This window comes from Serratia sp. LTN-2 (genome assembly GCF_059740205.1).
Genome location: NZ_JCAXDO010000006.1, coordinates 244,892 through 261,874, shown reverse-complemented (window position 1 = coordinate 261,874; position 16,983 = coordinate 244,892). Strand labels below are relative to the sequence as shown.

At 62.0% G+C, this 16,983-nt stretch carries 16 protein-coding genes; 3 read left to right on the top strand and 13 right to left on the bottom strand.

All coding sequences use genetic code 11. The annotated features are described in order from the left end of the window. The first annotated feature begins 103 nt into the window (after nt 1–103). A complete protein-coding gene (locus AC6BYQ_RS14720; protein ID WP_074055613.1) occupies nt 104–931 on the top strand; it encodes a dienelactone hydrolase family protein in 828 nt (275 codons plus the stop codon). 83 nt (nt 932–1,014) lie between these two features. Here the strand turns inward: AC6BYQ_RS14720 and metE are convergent, their stop codons facing one another. Beyond that, nucleotides 1,015–3,303 carry a 5-methyltetrahydropteroyltriglutamate--homocysteine S-methyltransferase gene (gene metE / locus AC6BYQ_RS14715; protein WP_498057093.1) on the bottom strand — a complete coding sequence of 763 codons (2,289 nt, stop codon included), beginning with the start codon at nt 3,301–3,303 and terminating at the stop codon, nt 1,015–1,017. A gap of 90 nt (nt 3,304–3,393) precedes the next feature. Here metE and metR point away from each other — a divergent pair, with 90 nt between their 5' ends. Next, entirely contained in the window at nt 3,394–4,338 is a 945-nt protein-coding gene (gene metR, locus AC6BYQ_RS14710) for an HTH-type transcriptional regulator MetR (protein WP_074055615.1), read from the top strand. A 32-nt stretch (nt 4,339–4,370) separates the two neighbouring features. Here the strand turns inward: metR and AC6BYQ_RS14705 are convergent, their stop codons facing one another. After that, entirely contained in the window at nt 4,371–5,231 is an 861-nt protein-coding gene (locus tag AC6BYQ_RS14705; protein ID WP_019455296.1) for a carboxylate/amino acid/amine transporter, read from the bottom strand. Between the two features lie 151 nt (nt 5,232–5,382). Here AC6BYQ_RS14705 and AC6BYQ_RS14700 point away from each other — a divergent pair, with 151 nt between their 5' ends. Then, a complete protein-coding gene (locus AC6BYQ_RS14700; protein ID WP_198636712.1) occupies nt 5,383–5,712 on the top strand; it encodes a hypothetical protein in 330 nt (109 codons plus the stop codon). Here the strand turns inward: AC6BYQ_RS14700 and AC6BYQ_RS14695 are convergent. The 11 genes from AC6BYQ_RS14695 to livH all read right to left on the bottom strand — a co-directional run bounded on the left by AC6BYQ_RS14695 (nt 5,693) and on the right by livH (nt 16,871). Further along, on the bottom strand, nt 5,693–6,649 hold the full coding sequence (locus tag AC6BYQ_RS14695) for an AEC family transporter (protein WP_498057092.1): 957 nt from the start codon (nt 6,647–6,649) through the stop codon (nt 5,693–5,695). The two genes, AC6BYQ_RS14700 and AC6BYQ_RS14695, sit on opposite strands and share 20 nt — an antisense overlap. A 60-nt stretch (nt 6,650–6,709) precedes the next feature. Then, the gene (gene ugpQ, locus AC6BYQ_RS14690; RefSeq protein ID WP_019455299.1) at nt 6,710–7,447 is read right to left on the bottom strand and encodes a glycerophosphodiester phosphodiesterase; all 738 of its coding nucleotides are present in this window, start codon (nt 7,445–7,447) and stop codon (nt 6,710–6,712) included. After that, nucleotides 7,447–8,517 (bottom strand): sn-glycerol-3-phosphate import ATP-binding protein UgpC, encoded by a 1,071-nt coding sequence (locus AC6BYQ_RS14685; RefSeq protein ID WP_019455300.1) that lies wholly within the window; start codon nt 8,515–8,517, stop codon nt 7,447–7,449. Before AC6BYQ_RS14685 ends, ugpQ begins: the two co-directional genes overlap by 1 nt. 5 nt (nt 8,518–8,522) lie before the next feature. Beyond that, nucleotides 8,523–9,368 (bottom strand): sn-glycerol-3-phosphate ABC transporter permease UgpE, encoded by an 846-nt coding sequence (gene ugpE / locus AC6BYQ_RS14680; protein WP_019455301.1) that lies wholly within the window; start codon nt 9,366–9,368, stop codon nt 8,523–8,525. Beyond that, nucleotides 9,365–10,252: a sn-glycerol-3-phosphate ABC transporter permease UgpA gene (gene ugpA / locus AC6BYQ_RS14675; RefSeq protein ID WP_015376293.1), complete on the bottom strand. Its 888-nt coding sequence runs from the start codon at nt 10,250–10,252 to the stop codon at nt 9,365–9,367. The genes ugpE and ugpA overlap by 4 nt, the downstream gene beginning before the upstream one ends. A gap of 78 nt (nt 10,253–10,330) precedes the next feature. Then, entirely contained in the window at nt 10,331–11,650 is a 1,320-nt protein-coding gene (gene ugpB / locus AC6BYQ_RS14670; RefSeq protein ID WP_498057091.1) for a sn-glycerol-3-phosphate ABC transporter substrate-binding protein UgpB, read from the bottom strand. A gap of 312 nt (nt 11,651–11,962) precedes the next feature. Then, nucleotides 11,963–13,150 (bottom strand): aminotransferase-like domain-containing protein, encoded by a 1,188-nt coding sequence (locus AC6BYQ_RS14665; protein ID WP_019455304.1) that lies wholly within the window; start codon nt 13,148–13,150, stop codon nt 11,963–11,965. 44 nt (nt 13,151–13,194) lie between these two features. After that, entirely contained in the window at nt 13,195–13,896 is a 702-nt protein-coding gene (livF, locus tag AC6BYQ_RS14660) for a high-affinity branched-chain amino acid ABC transporter ATP-binding protein LivF (protein ID WP_019455305.1), read from the bottom strand. 1 nt (nt 13,897) lies between these two features. After that, a complete protein-coding gene (gene livG / locus AC6BYQ_RS14655) occupies nt 13,898–14,668 on the bottom strand; it encodes a high-affinity branched-chain amino acid ABC transporter ATP-binding protein LivG (protein ID WP_154747355.1) in 771 nt (256 codons plus the stop codon). Then, a complete protein-coding gene (locus AC6BYQ_RS14650; RefSeq protein WP_019455307.1) occupies nt 14,665–15,948 on the bottom strand; it encodes a high-affinity branched-chain amino acid ABC transporter permease LivM in 1,284 nt (427 codons plus the stop codon). The genes livG and AC6BYQ_RS14650 overlap by 4 nt, the downstream gene beginning before the upstream one ends. Further along, complete coding sequence (livH, locus tag AC6BYQ_RS14645; RefSeq protein ID WP_019455308.1) at nt 15,945–16,871, bottom strand: high-affinity branched-chain amino acid ABC transporter permease LivH; 927 nt, start codon at nt 16,869–16,871, stop codon at nt 15,945–15,947. Before livH ends, AC6BYQ_RS14650 begins: the two co-directional genes overlap by 4 nt. Nucleotides 16,872–16,983: the final 112 nt, after the last annotated feature.

Sequence of the window (16,983 nt, the reverse complement as noted above, 5' to 3'; positions counted from 1 at the left end):
CGTTTTTTATCGACTTGTCCGAAAGTGCTCCACGCAGCGCCAATAATGGGTAATCTTTCCTATAGTTAATCTCAGCGCTTTTTTCTATTGCACGGAGACCGCAATGAAAACCGAACATGTGATGACATTAGAACAGGCTCAGGGGGGATTCGCCCCGGCCGCCGCGCCGTTGGCCGCCTCCGCGATTATCACCGATGAACAGGGCATTCACGCCGGGCAAACGACCATCCCTTCTCAGGGAGACGCGCTGCCGGCCTACGTCGCCAAACCCGCCGACCATAACGGCCCCTTCCCCATCGTGCTGGTGGTGCAGGAAATCTTCGGCGTACATGAACATATTCAGGATCTGTGCCGCCGCCTGGCGAAACAGGGCTATCTGGCGATCGCGCCCGAGCTCTATTTCCGCCAGGGCGACGCCAATAACTACACCGATATCGGCGAGTTGTTCCAGCAACTGGTGACCAAGGTGCCGGATCGCCAGGTGCTGTCGGATCTGGACCACGCCGCGCACTGGGCCATCCGCCACGGCGGCGACGCCGGCAAGCTGGCGATCACCGGCTTCTGCTGGGGCGGCCGCATTACCTGGCTGTATGCGGCGCACAACCCGCAGTTGAAGGCGGCGGTCGCCTGGTACGGCAAGCTGGTGGGTGAAAAAACGCTGAATTCACCGAAGCATCCGGTCGATGTCGCAACGCACCTGTCGACGCCGGTGCTGGGGCTGTATGGCGGGCAGGACAGCAGTATTCCGCTGGAGACGGTGGAAACCATGCGTCAGGCGATCCGCGCCGCCAACGCTGATGCTGAAATCGTGGTGTACCCCGGTGTCGGGCACGCGTTCAACGCCGACTATCGCCCCAGCTACAACGCCGAAGCGGCGCAGGACGGTTGGCAGCGCATGCTGGCGTGGTTCGCCCAGCACGGCGTCAAGTAACCTCCCCCGCATAAAAAAGGGCGCCGAAGCGCCCAATCATCACACCAGTAAATCTATAAGCGGCGGTCAATACGCCGCACTCATCACGCCTGCTCGCGCAGGCGCTGCGCCGCCAATACCATGTTGGCCAGCGACTGGCGGGTTTCCGGCCAGCCGCGGGTTTTCAGGCCGCAATCCGGGTTAACCCACAGGCGTTCAGCCGGGATATTCTGCGCGGCTTTACGCAGCAACGCTTCAATCCATTCCACGCTCGGCACGTTCGGCGAGTGGATGTCGTAGACGCCCGGCCCGATTTCGTTCGGGTATTCGAACTCTTTGAAGGCTTCCAGCAGATCCATATCGGAACGCGAGGTCTCGATAGTGATCACGTCGGCGTCCAGCGCGGCGATGGAGTCCATGATGTCGTTGAACTCGCAATAACACATGTGGGTGTGGATCTGGGTATCATCCCGCGCCACGGCGGCGTTCAGCTTGAAGGCGTCCACCGCCCAGTTCAGATAGGCGGCCCAATCGGATTGACGCAGCGGCAGCCCCTCGCGCAGCGCAGGTTCGTCGATCTGAATGATGCCGATGCCGGCTTTTTCCAGATCTTCCACCTCGTCGCGCAGTGCCAGCGCAATCTGCTTGGCGATCACTTCGCGGGTCACGTCTTCACGCGGGAACGACCAACACAGGATGGTCACCGGCCCGGTCAACATGCCTTTTACCGGCTTGTCGGTCAGAGACTGGGCGAATTTGGCCCATTCGACGGTGATGGCTTCCGGGCGGCTGACATCGCCGATGATCACCGGCGGCTTCACGCAGCGGGAACCGTAGCTCTGCACCCAGCCGTTCTGGGTAAACACGAAGCCGTCCAGGTTCTCGCCGAAGTATTCCACCATGTCGTTGCGCTCGGCTTCACCGTGCACCAGCACGTCCAGCCCGAGGCGCTCCTGCTCAACGATCGCCTGTTTGATGTGCTCACCGATGCTGGTGCGGTAGTTGCTGCCGTCCAGACGGCCCTGCTTGAAGTCCAGGCGCAGGCCGCGGATCTCGGTGGTCTGCGGGAACGAACCGATGGTGGTGGTCGGCCAGGCCGGCAGGTTGAAACGTTCGCGCTGCGCCCTGGCGCGCTCGGCGTAAGCGCTGTGGCGCTCGCTGTCCTGCGCGGTGATAGCGGCCAGACGGCGCTCAACCTGCGCATTGTGTACACGGCTCGACTGACGGCGGGCGCGGATCGGCGCGCTGTAGGCGTCCAGTTCGGCCTGTTTCGCCGCGTCGGGCGCGTTCAGCGCCGCAGTCAGCAGCGCCAGCTCGGCACATTTTTGCAACGCGAAGGCGAACCAGCTCTTCACTTCTTCGTCCAGACGGCTTTCCACGCTCAGATCGATCGGGCTGTGCAGCAGTGAACAGGAGGTGCCGATCCACAGCGGGCGGCGGCCCACCAGCGGTTGCAGACGTTCGAACCAGCGGCTCAGATCGGCGCGCCAAACGTTGCGGCCGTTGATCGCGCCCAGCGACAGCAGCCACTCTTGCGGCAATGCGGCGCTCAACGCGGCGATATCGTCATGGCCGGCGACCAGATCGACGTGCAGCCCCTGCACCGGCAGCGTGCGAATAGTGTCGAGGTTGTGGCCGACGCTGTCGAAGTAAGTGGTCAGCAGCAGTTTCACCTGCCCCTGCAGCGCGTCGTAAGCCGGTTTAAAGGCGCCCAGCCAGGCCTGCGGCAGCTCCAGCACCAGCGCAGGCTCGTCAATCTGCACCCACTCGACGCCGCGTTTCGCCAGCTCGGCCAGCACCTGCTGGTAAACCGGCAGAATGTCTTTCAGCAACGACAGGCGATCGAACGGCTCGCCCTTCACTTTACCCAGCCACAGATAGGTCACCGGGCCAAGCAGCACCGGTTTGATGCGGTGACCAAGCGCCAGCGCTTCGTCCACTTCGTCCAGCAGCTGGGTCCAGCCCAGCTTGAACTGCTGACCTTGCTGGAACTCGGGCACCATGTAGTGGTAGTTGGTGTTGAACCATTTGGTCATTTCCGCCGCGGCCGCCGGCTCGCCGGTCGGTGCGCGGCCTCGGCCGATGCGGAACAGCGTGTCCAGATCGATCGAGCCATCCGCATTCTGATGGCGCGCCGGCACGTTGCCCAACAGCAGGCTGGTGGTCAACACATGATCGTACCAGGCGAAATCGCCGACCGGCACCAAATCCACCCCGGCCTGCTGTTGCTGTTGCCAATGGCGAGCGCGCAGCTCGCGGCCAACCGCCAACAGCTCTTCCTGCGTTGAGTTGCCAGCCCAGTAGCTTTCCTGAGCTTTTTTCAGCTCACGTCGCAGCCCAACGCGAGGAAAACCCAGTGTGTGATTCAAAATTGCCATCGTCATATTCCCCATTTAGCCGTCCAGATGTTTACACATCCATAATCAGCAGGTACTGTATTAACCACAAGCGCAATTTATTCACTGTCAATGTGAAGGACTCTCATGATCGAACTGAAACATTTACGGACGCTGCAGGCCCTGCGCAGCAGCGGTTCGCTGGCGGGGGCGGCGGCCCAACTTCATCAGACGCAGTCTGCCCTGTCGCACCAGTTCAGCGATCTTGAGCAACGTCTGGGCTTCAAGCTGTTCGTGCGCAAGAGCCAGCCGCTGCGCTTCACCGCCCAGGGCGAGATCCTGCTGCAGCTGGCGGAACAGGTGCTGCCACAAATCTCACAGGCGCTGCAGGCCTGCCACGAGCCCCATCAGACTACGCTGCGCATCGCCATCGAATGCCACAGCTGCATTCAGTGGCTGACGCCGGCGCTGGACAATTTCCGCCGGCGTTTCCCACAGGTGGTGATGGACTTCACCTCCGGCGTCACTTTCGATCCGCAGCCGGCTTTACAGCAGGGCGAGCTGGATCTGGTGATGACGTCGGATATTCTGCCGCGCAGCGGCCTGCACTATTCGCCGATGTTCGATTTCGAGGTGCGTCTGGTGCTGGCGCCGGATCATCCGCTGGCCGCCAAGCCGCACATCGAACCGGAAGATTTGAGCGATGAAACTCTGTTGATTTACCCGGTGCAGCGCCAGCGGCTGGATATCTGGCGGCATTTCCTGCAGCCGGCGGGCGTCAGCCCGGCGTTGAAGAACGTCGATAACACGCTGCTGCTGATCCAGATGGTATCGGCGCGGATGGGGATTGCGGCGCTGCCGCACTGGGTGGTGGAGAGCTTCGAACAGCAAGGCCTGGTGGTGACCAAAACCCTGGGCGACGGCCTGTGGAGCCGGCTGTACGCCGCCGTGCGCGACGGCGAGCAACGCCAGACGGTGACTGAAGCCTTTATCCGCTCGGCCCGTCAGCACGCCTGCGATCATCTGCCGTTTGTGCGCGACGCCGCACGCCCCGGCGCAACCGGCGCCAAAGCGTTGGCGGCCGGCGTATAAACTTGCGGGCCCCTCTGCCGGGGCCCATCCTCTTAGCCGTTCTGTTTCGGCGCCACCCAGCGGCGGTGCACCCACAGCGAAGCGACGATCACCGCTCCGCCGATGATAAAGCTCGGCCAGTGCGGCTGCTGTTGCCAGATAGCCAGGTTGACCAACAGCCCGGCCGGCACATGCATATTGTTCATGATGCCGAGCGTGCCGGCATCCACCTGCGTCGCGCCGTAGTTCCACATGAAATAACCCAGCCCCGACGCCACCACGCCCAGCCAGATCAGCACGCCCCACTGCAGGTGAGTGGTCGGCAGCTGTTGCGGATTGCCCCACAGGCACCAGGCCACCACCGCCACTACCGCCGCCCCCAGGTAGAACCAGGAAAATGCGGTGTGCTGCGGCAAGGGGTGCACTTCCATCAGGCGCTTATAGCCGACCATGCCGATGGCGAAGCTGATGTTCGCCGCCTGCACCAACAGCAGCCCCCACCAGAAGTGCTCGCTCAACTGGTGATAGCGGATGATCGCCGCGCCCAGCACCGCCAACAACGCGCTGAATACGTAGCCCCAGCGCAAGCGCCGGCCGCTCAGCAAATCATAGATCAGCGTGATGTACAGCGGCGTCAGCACGGTAAACAGCAGGAACTCCGGCACCGTCAGGTAGAGATAGGCGCGGAAGCTGAACAGGTACATGATGCCCAGTTGGCAGGCACCCACCAGCATATACAGCAGGATCACCCTGGGTTTGATATTGCGCCAGCGCAGAAACGGCAGGAATACCAGCGCCGCCAGCCCGATGCGCATCAGCACCGAGAACCAGCTGTCGACATGGCCCGCCAAATATTCGCCGATCAGGCTGAAAGAGAACGCCCACAAAATGGTGGTGATAACCAAGAGCAGCACGATGGGTTCATCCTAAAAATACCGAAAGGGCGATTGTAACGGAAGATGGATGCATAAGGGGATGAAAGGCGGTTTACATCTGAGCAAAAGATAAACTACCGGCAAAATTTCGCCGCTGCGTTAGGCTTAATAAAAAAGCGAGGTAACCATCATGAAAACGTCTCACATCCTGTTCGCTCTGTTGCTGCTGCCCGGTCTGGCTGCGGCGGCCAACGGCGTGACCGACCTGCGTTCACAGCAGCAGTTCCTCAACCAAAACAGCCAACAGGCCCAGCAACAGCGCCTGTTGAACAACCGGCAGATGGATCAACGCCGCCAGCAGCAGCAGCGGCAGTTCGACAATCAGCGGCAACAGCTGCTGCAAACCACGCCGAACGGCGGCCAACTGCTGCCTAACGGCAACCAACCGCGCGATCCGTTCAACCGCACCACGCCGGCAGTGCCGCAGGCGCCGCTGCCGGCTACGCCCGCACGCCCATAACGGTGAGGATCAGCGGCGTGGTGATCGCCGCCAGCACGGTGGACATCACCAGGCTGGTGGCGGCCGGGCCGGTGAGCGTATTGAACTGGCGCGACATCAGGTAGACGTTCACGCCCACCGCCATTGAGCCCAGCAGCACCACGACGCGGGTCTCCATCGGCGGCAGCGCCATCATCCAGGCCAGCAGCCAAATCACTAACGGCTGCACCAGCAATTTCAACACGCAGATGGCGCTGCTCAACTGCCAGACTTCGCTGATGCGGTACTCAGCGAGCCCCATGCCGAGCACCACCAGCGACAGCGGCGCCGCCACCTGGCCGAGCATGCTGACCGGCCGGTCGACGAAGTCCGGCAGCGGCAAGCCGGTCAGGCTGAACAGTGTGCCGGACAAAATGCCGACGATCAGCGGATTGGTCAGTACGCTGCGCGCGGTTTTAGCAAAGCCCCCCAGCGTCGGCGAGCCGTTGCGCGCCCATTCGATCGACACCGTGACCAGCGTCCACAGGATCAGGCCGTTGAACACCAGCACCAGCGCCACCGACGGGATCGCCGCCTCCCCCAGCATCACGCTGGCGATCGGTAAACCGAGCATCACGTTATTGGAGAAAATACCGCCCAGCGCAAACACCGACCCGGCGACGCCATCCAGCCGGAAAAGGTGCCGGGCGACGAGACGGCCGAGCACGAACACGATCAGGCAACTGCCGAAGAACGCGATCAGCAGCCGGGCGTCGACCGCCGGACGCTGCGAGAAGTCGCACATCATGCGAAATAGCATGGCGGGCAAGGCGAGGGAAAACACAAAGCGCGTCAGGCCATCGGTGATGCTGGTGGGCCATTTCCCCCAGCGAATCAGCCCATAACCCAACGCGATCAGGACGAACAGCGGTAAAGACAGCACCATCTGGTGCCACAGTGACAGGATAAAGCCAGGCATCGCATTCCTTCCGGTGGTGCGGCGGCAAGGCTTGTCGTCGCGGGATTCATCGGCGCCGGATTAGAACTCCGGGCCAATCAAATCTATCCGGTCGGTGCAAATGCAGTCAACGCCCCAGTCGAGCAGCAGGCGCGCGCGATCCGGCTGGTTAACGGTGTACACCAGAATGCGCAGACCGGCGTCTTTCAACGCTTTCACCCGCTCGGCGGTCAGCGCTTTATGGTCGATATGCAGCGAGACGCAGTCCAGGCGCTCCGTCAGCTCGCGCCAGTTATCGTCCCAGTCCTCCAGCAGCAAGCCGCGCGGCAAATCCGGCACGGTGCGCTGCGCCGCCGCCAGCGCTTCCACCGAGAAGGAGGAGAGCAACGGGTCGGTCTGCCCTTGCCACAGCAGCCGCGCCGCCAGCGCCACCACCCGGCCGGTTTCATCGTCGCTGCCGGTGGTCGGTTTGATTTCGATATTGGCCATCAGACCATGTTCCTGGCAGCGTTCCGCCACTTCCGACAGCAGCGGCAGCCGCTCGCCCTTGAAGGCCGAGCTGTACCAGTTGCCGGCGTCCAGCTGCACCAGTTTATCCCACGGCAGTTCGCCCGCCACGCCCCAGCCGTTGCTGGTGCGATCCAGCGTATCGTCATGCAGCAGGAAAATTTGTCCGTCCTGCGCCAGCTTGGCGTCGAACTCGATCATCTTGTGGCCATGGCGCGCGCCGACGTCGATCGCCGCCAGGGTATTTTCCGGCGCCAGAGAACCGCCGCCGCGATGGGCGACAATATGAGGATAAGGCCAGGGTCTAGTCATCAATCCATCCGTAATCCGCTGTGGGTGTCAAAGAAGTGCAGCGCCTGAGCAGGCAGCTGCAAATATAGCGTACTGCCCGCCGTCGGCAAGGTTTCATGCGACAACCGCGCGATCACTCCGTGGCCGCCCCACTGGCCGTGCGCCAGATTGTCGGCTCCCAGCAGTTCCAGCGTCTGCAACTGCAACGGCACGCCCTGGCCTTGCGCCACCAGCTGAATATGCTCCGGCCTGACGCCCAGCGTCAACTGCCGCCCCGCCCACTGCGGTTTGGCCACCGGCAACGGCAGCGCCATGCCGTCCGCCAGCAGCAGCTGGCTACCGTCGGCACTGAGGGTACCGGGCAGCAAATTCATCGCCGGCGAGCCGATAAAGCCGGCGACGAACAGCGAAGCCGGCCGTTGGTACACTTCGCTCGGCGTGCCGATCTGCTCCGCCACGCCCTTATTCATCACGATCACCCGCTGCGCCAGCGTCATCGCCTCCACCTGATCGTGGGTCACGTACAGGCTGGTGGTTTTCAGGCGTCGGTGCAGCTGTTGCAGCTCCAGGCGCATCTGCACCCGCAGTTTGGCGTCCAGGTTGGACAAGGGTTCATCGAACAGGAACACCGCCGGTTCGCGCACGATGGCGCGCCCCATCGCCACGCGCTGACGCTGGCCGCCGGATAGCTCGCGCGGTTTACGCTTGAGCAGCGGCTCCAGCTCCAGAATGCGCGCCGCCTCCTCCACCCGCTGGCGGATATGATCCTTGCCAAAACCGCGGATCTTGAGGCCGTAGGCCATGTTGTCGTATACGCTCATGTGCGGATAGAGCGCGTAGTTCTGGAACACCATCGCGATGCCGCGATCCTTGGGCTCCAGATCGGTCACGCGCCGGGTATCGATATAGATATCGCCGCTGGTGGTGCGTTCCAGCCCGGCTACCATGCGCAGCAGCGTGGACTTGCCGCAGCCGGACGGGCCAACCATCACGATGAACTCACCGTCCGCCACATCGAGATCGATCTGTTTGATCACCGGCGTTTTACCGTCGTAAGACTTGGTGACCGCCTGTAGTTTTAATCCTGCCATCGTCGTTATTTCTCGCTATCAACCAGACCGCGCACAAACCAGCGCTGCATCAGAAGCACCACCGCCAGCGGTGGCAATAAAGTCAGAATCATCGCCGCCATCACCTGGTTCCACTGGGTCGGCGCGCCGGAAGTGGAGATCATGCTTTTGATACCCGCTACCGCGGTGCCCATCGAGGCGTCGCTGGTGATCAGGATCGGCCACAGGTATTGGTTCCAGCCGTAGATAAAGGTGATGACGAACAGCGCCGCCAGATTGGTCTTCGACAGCGGCAGCACGATGTCCCAGAAGAAACGCATCGGCCCGGCGCCGTCGATGCGCGCCGCCTCCAGCAGCTCATCCGGCAGCGTCATGAAGAACTGGCGCAGCAGGAAAGTGGCGGTAGCCGAGGCCATCAGCGGCAGCGTCAGACCGGTGTAACTGTCCAGCAGGTTGAGATTGGAGATCACCTCCACCGTCGGAAAAATACGCACTTCCACCGGCAGCATCAGGGTGAGGAAAATCAGCCAGAAGAACAGGCTGCGCAGCGGAAAGCGGAAGTACACGATGGCGTAAGCCGACAGCACCGACACCGCGATCTTGCCGAAGGTGATCGCCAGCGCCATGATCACGCTGTTCAGCAGCAGCAACGAGAACGGCACTTTGAGGTTGCCCACGCCGCCCTGCCAGATATTGCGGATGTTCTCCCACAGGTGGCCGCCGGGCACCAGCGTCATCGGCACCTGAAACACCTGTTTGTCGTCCAGCGTGGCGGCGACAAAGGCCACGTACAGCGGGAACAGCACCACCAGCACGCCGATAATCAGCATCACATGGCTGAAGATGTCCAGCCCGCGTCGATTCTCAATCATTGGTAGCGCACCTTACGTTCAACGAAGCGGAACTGGATCACCGTCAGGCCGATCACCAGCAGCATCAGGATCACCGACTGCGCGGCGGAGCTGGAGAGATCCAATCCGGCGAAGCCTTCGCGGTAGATCTTGTAGATCAACGTGGTGGTGGACTGCACCGGCCCGCCGCCGGTGGCGGCGTCGATCACCGGGAAGGTATCGAAGAAGGCGTACACCAGATTGACCACCAGCAGGAAGAAGCTCACCGGCGCGATCAGCGGCAGCACCAGATGGAAGAAGCGGCGTACCGGGCCGGCGCCGTCGATGGCGGCCGCCTCCACCAGCGAACGCGGGATCGACTGCAACGCGGCGAGGAAAAACAGGAAGTTATAGCTTATCTGCTGCCATACCGAGGCCAGCACCACCAGGAACATCGCCTGGCCGCTGTTTTGCGCATGGTTCCAGTTATAGCCCAGCCCATTGAGGAAGTGAGTGATCAACCCGAGACCGGGGTTGAACAGAAAGATCCACAGCACCGCCGCCACTGCCGGCGCCACCGCATAGGGCAGGATCATCAGCGTGCGGTAGAGGCGGCTGCCGCGCAGCACGTAGTCCACCAGCGCGGCGAAAAACAGCGAGACCGCCAGCCCGATGCCCGCCACCAGGAAGCTGAAGATCAGCGTGGTGTAGAACGAGTCGAGGTAGTAAGGATCCTGGAACAGCTGCTTAAAGTTATCCAGCCCGACAAACTGGCTGGACAGGCCGAACGGATCGAGACTCTGCACCGAATACCACAGCGCCTCGCCGGCGGGCCATAAAAAGAACACGGCGGTAATCAGCAGCTGCGGCAGCACTAATGCATAGGGCAACCAGCTGCAGCCGAAACCGGGACGGGAAGATGACATAGACGTTAAACCATTAATCGGGTGCGGGAGGATCGGCGTGAAGATGCGAGCCCGGTCTACCGGGCCCGCGACACAGGATTACTTGGTCGACGCTTCGAAACGGCGCAGCAGCACGTCACCGCGCTGCACGGCGGCGTCCAGCGCCTGCTGAGGCGTTTTCTTGCCGGTCCACACGCCTTCCAGCTCCTCATCCACCACGCTGCGGATCTGCGGCATGTTGCCCAGGCGCAGCCCCTTGGTGAACGGCAATGGCGGCTTGTTCAGCATCTGGCGAGTGGCGACGTCGGCGCCCGGGTTCTTGTCGTAGAAGCCCTGCTGCTTGGTCAGATCGTAAGCCGCGGTGGTGATCGGCAGATAGCCGGTCTTCTGGTGCCATTCGGCGGCGATTTCCGGCTGCGCCAGGTACTGCAGGAACTCGGCCACGCCCTTGTAGGTGGCGGCGTCTTTGCCGTTCATCACCCACAGACTGGCCCCGCCGATGATGGCGTTCTGCGGCGCGTTTTTCGCGTCGGCATCGTAAGGCATCATGCCGACGCCGTAGTTGAATTTAGCGTAGTGCTTGATGTCCGCCAGCGAACCGGAAGAGGCGGTGGTGATGGCGCAATCGCCGTTGTAGAACTTCTCGGTGGATTCGTCTTTGCGGCCGAAGTAGGTGAAATCACCCTTCTTGTTCATCGCTTCGAGCAGCTCGATATGCTTGACCTGCAGCGGCTTGTTGAACTCCAGCTTGGCGTTGGTACCGCCGAAACCGTTGTTTTCACTGGCGAACGGCACGCCGTGCCAGGCGCTGAAGTTCTCCAGTTGGATCCAGCCCTGCCAGCCGCTGGCGTAGCCGCATTTCATGCCGGCCGCGCGCAGCTTGGCAGTATCCGCCGCCAGTTCCTGCCAGGTTTTCGGCGGCTGATCCGGGTTCAGGCCGGCCTTCTTGAAGGCGTCTTTGTTGTAGTACAGCACCGGCGTGGAGCTGTTGAACGGCTGCGACAGCAGATGGCCGCTCTTGTTGTCGGTGTAATAGCCGGCCACCGTCGGCACGAACACCGACTCGTCGAAGTTGATGCCGGCCTCTTTGAACACTTCGTAGACTGGCTTGATGGCCTTGCTGGCCATCATGGTGGCGGTGCCCACCTCGTAAACCTGCAGGATCGCCGGCGCCTTGCCGGAGCGGTAAGCGGCGATGCCCGCCGCCAGGCTCTGTTCGTAGTTGCCTTTATAAACCGGCACAATCTTGACGTCGCTGTGCGACTGGTTGAAGCGCTCCGCCAGGGAATCCACTTCCTTACCCAGTTCGCCTTCCATCGAATGCCAGAACGGGATCTCGGTCGCCGCCAGTGCCTGAGTGCTGACCGCCAGGGTCAACGCGACGCACAGCGTGGTTTTGCGAATAGCGTAGGTGAGCATGCCTAACTCCTGAAAAAAGCTGGTGTAAAAGCGCGTGAGCGAAAAGAATCAATTCTTGATGAGGGAGTGCCCCCTATAGCTTTCGAGTTGCAGCCAGGCGGCAACCTGCTGGCACCCTGGAGCTTAGCTAACTAAGTGACAGGGGGGCAGCCGGGCAGCCAACAACGCTGCGGCTCGAAAGATGACGGGGGATAACATGCCATGCTCGGATGACAGAAAAATAACCGTTACATGACAGCCACATGACGGCAAGGTGAAGTGAAGATGGCGGTTTGATGTCGGCGGCGGGCATGTGCTCCGCCGCCGCGAGGATTACAGCGAACGGCGCAGACGCGCCACCGCTTCCTGCATCTGTTGCTCGGTGGCGGTGGCGAACGACAGGCGGAAGGTCGAACGATCCGGATTGTCGGAGAAGAAGTATTCCCCCGGCACGAACACCACGCCCTGCTGCAGGGTGGCGTTCAGCCATTCGGTGGCGTTGAACGGCTGGCGGAAACGCGCCCACAGGAACATGCCGCCCTTCGGCTTATCGAAGGTGATGTAGTCGCCCAGTTCCTGTTCCACCAAACCGGCCAGGATCTCGCCCTTCTGTTTGTAGGCGGCGCGGATCTTGTCGATCTGCGCCGGCAGGCGGCCCAAACCGAGGTAGCACTCGACGATGCTCTGCGACAGCGCGCTGGCGTGCAGATCCGCCGCCTGTTTGATGATCGCCACTTTATGCAGCAGGAACGGCGGCAGGATCGCCCAGCCCAACCGCAGGCCCGGCGCCAGGATCTTGGAGAAGGTCGAGGTATAGATGATGTGGTCGGTGTTGCCCAGCACCCGCTGCGACACCTGATGCAGCGTCGGGTGGCGCTCTTCGGTGAAGCGCAGCTCGCCGTACGGATCGTCTTCGATGATCAGGAAGTTATGTTCGGCGGCCAGCTTCACCAGCAGTTCGCGGCGCGCGGCGCTCAGGGTGATGCCGCTGGGGTTGCCGAAGTTCGGCACCACATACACGCCCTTGATGCGCTGGGTTTTCAGCAGCTCGGCCAACTCTTCCACCACCATGCCGTCGCTGTCGGACGAAACCGACATGATGTTGGCCTCCGCCAGTTCCAGCGTTTGCAGCGCCGCCAGGTAGGTCGGGCGCTCCACCACGAATACGTCGCCCGGGTTGACGATGGCGCGCATCACCAAATCCAATGCCTGCTGAGAGCCGGCGGTGACCATCACCTCTTCCGCGCGAGCGGTGACGCCGCGCTCGGCGCACAGCGCGCAGATGCGCTCACGCAGCAGCGGGCTGCCCTCGGTCAAGCCATACTGGAACGCGCTTTTCGGCTGTTCGGTGATCGCCTGCTGCGTGGCGATGCTCAATCCTTCGAAATCGAACAGCGCATCAGAGGGGATGCCGCCCGCCAGCGAAATGACGTGTTCCATCTTGCTGTGCTTAAGCAATTCACGGATGGCCGAACTTTTTACGTTAACGATGCGCTGCGCGAGTAACCCTTCTGTCTTCATTTCTTCTTCTCGTACCTGATTATTTTAATTCGTAGGGGGGCGGATTAACCGCCCAGATACGCCGACCTCACTGCTTCGTTGGCTAACAATGCAGCCCCCGTATCTTCCAACACCACGCGGCCGTTTTCCAGCACATAACCGCGGTCCGCCAATTTCAGCGCCTGATTGGCGTTTTGCTCCACCAGGAAGATGGTCATGCCCTCTTCCCGCAGCTGCTGAATGATGTCGAAGATCTGCTGGATGATGATCGGCGCCAGCCCGAGCGAGGGCTCGTCGAGCAGCAGCAGCTTCGGCTGGCTCATCAGCGCGCGGCCGATGGCCAACATTTGCTGCTCGCCGCCGGACATGGTGCCGGAGCGCTGGTTACGCCGCTCCAGCAGGCGCGGGAACAGAGTGAACACCCGTTCGATGCGCTGTTGATACTGCTGGCGATCGGCGAAAAAGCCGCCCATCGCCAGGTTTTCTTCCACCGTCATACGCGAGAAGACGCGCCGCCCTTCCGGTACGATCGCCACCGCCTCGCGCATGATGCGCGAGGTTTGCCACTGGGTGATGTCCTGATCCAGGAAGATGATGCTGCCTTCGCTGGCGCGCGGTTCGCCGCACAGGGTGCCGAGCAGCGTGGTTTTACCGGCGCCGTTGGCCCCGATTAACGTCACGATTTCGCCCTGCCTGATCGTCAGGCTGACCTGATGCAGCGCCTGAATTTTGCCGTAATGGGCGGATACCTGATTGAATGACAACATATTATTCTTCGCCCAAATAAGCCCGGATCACGTCCGGGTTGTTGCGGATCTCCGCCGGTGTGCCCTGCGCCAGCGGCGTGCCCTGATTCACCACATAAATGCGGTCGGAAATGCCCATCACCAGCTTCATGTCGTGCTCGATCAGCAGTACCGATACCTTATGCCGGTCACGCAGCTCGACGATCAGATGATCCAGCTCATCGGTCTCTTTCGGGTTAAGGCCGGCGGCCGGTTCGTCCAGCATCAGCAACTCCGGCCGGGTCACCATGCAACGGGCGATCTCCAGCCGCCGCTGCTGCCCGTAGGCCAGGTTGCCCGCCGAACGGTTGGCCATATCCAGCAGGCCGACGCGCTCGAGCCACTCCGCCGCGCGCGTCAGCGCCTCGGCTTCGGCGCGGCGGAAGGCCGGGGTTTTCAGCAGTCCGGCGAACACGCCGCTTTTCAGATGCTGATGCTGCGCCACCAGCAGGTTCTCGATCACCGTCATTTCACGGAACAACCGCACGTGCTGGAAGGTGCGCACCACGCCCATACGGGCGATGGCCTGCCCCGCCAGCCCTTCCAGATGGCGATCGCGCAATTTGATGGTGCCGCCGGTCGGGCGGTAAAAACCGGTCAGGCAGTTGAACACCGTCGTCTTGCCGGCGCCGTTGGGGCCGATCAGCGATACGATTTCGCCTTCGTTCAGCGTCAACGCCACATTGTTGACCGCCAGCAGCCCGCCGAAACGCATCGACAGGCCTTCCACCTGCAGTAAAGGTTGAACGCTCATGCCTGCTCCCCCTTGCCCGCGCGAATATCCGCCGCCTGCAGCTTCAGCTGCGGCCGTTTCATCGGCAACAGCCCCTGCGGCCGCCAAATCATCATCAGCACCATCAGTGCACCCAGCAGCAGCATGCTGTATTCATTCAGATCGCGCATCAGCTCGCGCGACACCACCAGCAGGATCGCCGCCAGAATGACCGCGAACTGCGACCCCATGCCCCCCAACACCACGATCGCCAACACGAAGGCCGATTCGACGAAGGTGAAGGATTCCGGGCTGACGAACCCCTGGCGCGCGGCAAACAGCGTGCCGGCGAACCCGGCGAAGGCGGCGCTGATGGTAAAGGCGGTCAGCTTGATGCGCGTCGGGCTGAGGCCCAGCGAGCGGCAGGCGATCTCGTCTTCACGCAGCGCTTCCCACGCGCGCCCCAGCGGCATGCGCAGCAGGCGGTTGATGACGAACAGCGTCAGCACCACCAGCAGCAGCGCCACCAGGTACAGGAACACGATGCGATCGCTCGGATCGTATTTCAGGCCGAAGAAGTTATGGAAGGTATCCCAACCGCCGTCGCGCAGGCTGCGGTTAAACTCCAGGCCGAAAAAGGTCGGTTTCGGGATCTGGCTGATACCGTTCGGCCCGCCGGTGATCTCGGTATTGTTCAGCAGCAGGATGCGCACGATCTCGCCGAAGCCGAGCGTCACGATCGCCAGATAGTCGCCGCGCAGCCGCAGCACCGGGAAACCGAGCAGGAAGCCGAAAGCGGCGGTGACGATGCCCGCCAGAGGCAGGCTCTCCCAAAAACCGAGGCCGTAATAGTGATTCAGCAGCGCATAGGTGTAGGCGCCGATGGCGTAGAAACCGCCATAGCCCAACACCAGCAGACCGGACAAACCCACCACCACGTTGAGGCCGAGGCCCAGCATCACGTAGATCAGCGTCAGCGTGGCGATATCCACCGTGCCGCGCGACACCAGGAACGGCCAGGCGACCGCCGCGACGAGCAGCAGAGCCGCCAACAGCTTTTGCCGCGGCGTGGTGCCGTCGAAGCTCGGCAGCACGAACGCCGGGCCGGAGACCTTTTTCAGCCCCTGCTGCATCAGCGGGCGCAACAGCTGGAAGAGAAAGACGATGGCGCAGCCGATGCCGATCCACATCCAGCGCACTTCCGCCGCGCCGTGTACCACCAGTTTGGTGCCGTCCAGACTGAGCTGCATGCCCATCAGGAACGACGCCATCACAAACAGCACCGCCGTGGCGATCAGCGCATTAAGCAGATTGAGTTTCATACTTTCTCAACCTCCGGACGCCCGAGGATGCCGGTCGGCATGATCAGCAGCACCACGATCAGCAACGCGAACGACACCACGTCTTTGTACTCGGTGCTCAGGTAGGCGGAGGTCAATGCCTCCGCCACGCCCAGCACCAGGCCGCCGATCATCGCGCCGGGAATGCTGCCGATGCCGCCCAGGACCGCGGCGGTAAAGGCTTTCATACCGGCCATAAAGCCGATGTAAGGGTTGATGACGCCGTAGAACTGGCCGAGCAACACCCCGGCCACCGCCGCCATTACCGCCCCGATAACGAAGGTCAGCGAGATCACCCGGTCGGTGTTGATGCCCAGCAGGCTGGCCATCTTCAGGTCCTCCGCGCAGGCGCGGCAGGCGCGCCCCATGCGCGAATAGCGAATAAACAGCGTCAGCGCCAGCATCGCCAGGAAGGTCACGATCCAAATGGTCAGCTGCATGGTGCTGATGGTGGCGGCGAAGCCGTTGCTTTCCCCCAGCACCCATTGGCCGGTCACCAGGCTGGGCAGCGCCAGATCGCGCGAACCCTGCGTCAGGCTGACGTAGTTTTGCAGGAATATCGACATGCCGATGGCCGAGATCAGCGCAATCAGGCGCTTGGAGTTGCGTACCGGCTTGTAGGCCACCCGCTCGATGCTCCAGCCGTAGGCGCTGGCAATGACGATCGAGACCAGGAACGCGGCGCCGATCAGCAGCCAGCCGACGTCGATGCCGAGCATCATCAGGGCGGCGATGACGATAAAGGAGACATAGCTGCCGATCATGTACACCTCGCCGTGGGCGAAGTTGATCATGCCGATGATGCCGTAAACCATGGTGTAACCGATGGCGATCAATGCATAGGTGCTGCCCAACGTTAAGCCGTTGAACATCTGCTGCAGAAAATAGAGGAGTTGCTCTGACATACTCTGAACCCTTGGCTGCGAAACCCGCCGGCGGAGAACCGGCAGGTAAAGGGAAGCGGGGCCGGCAAGCCGACCCACCGGGCGCAGCGCGCTGCGCCCCACCCTAATCATT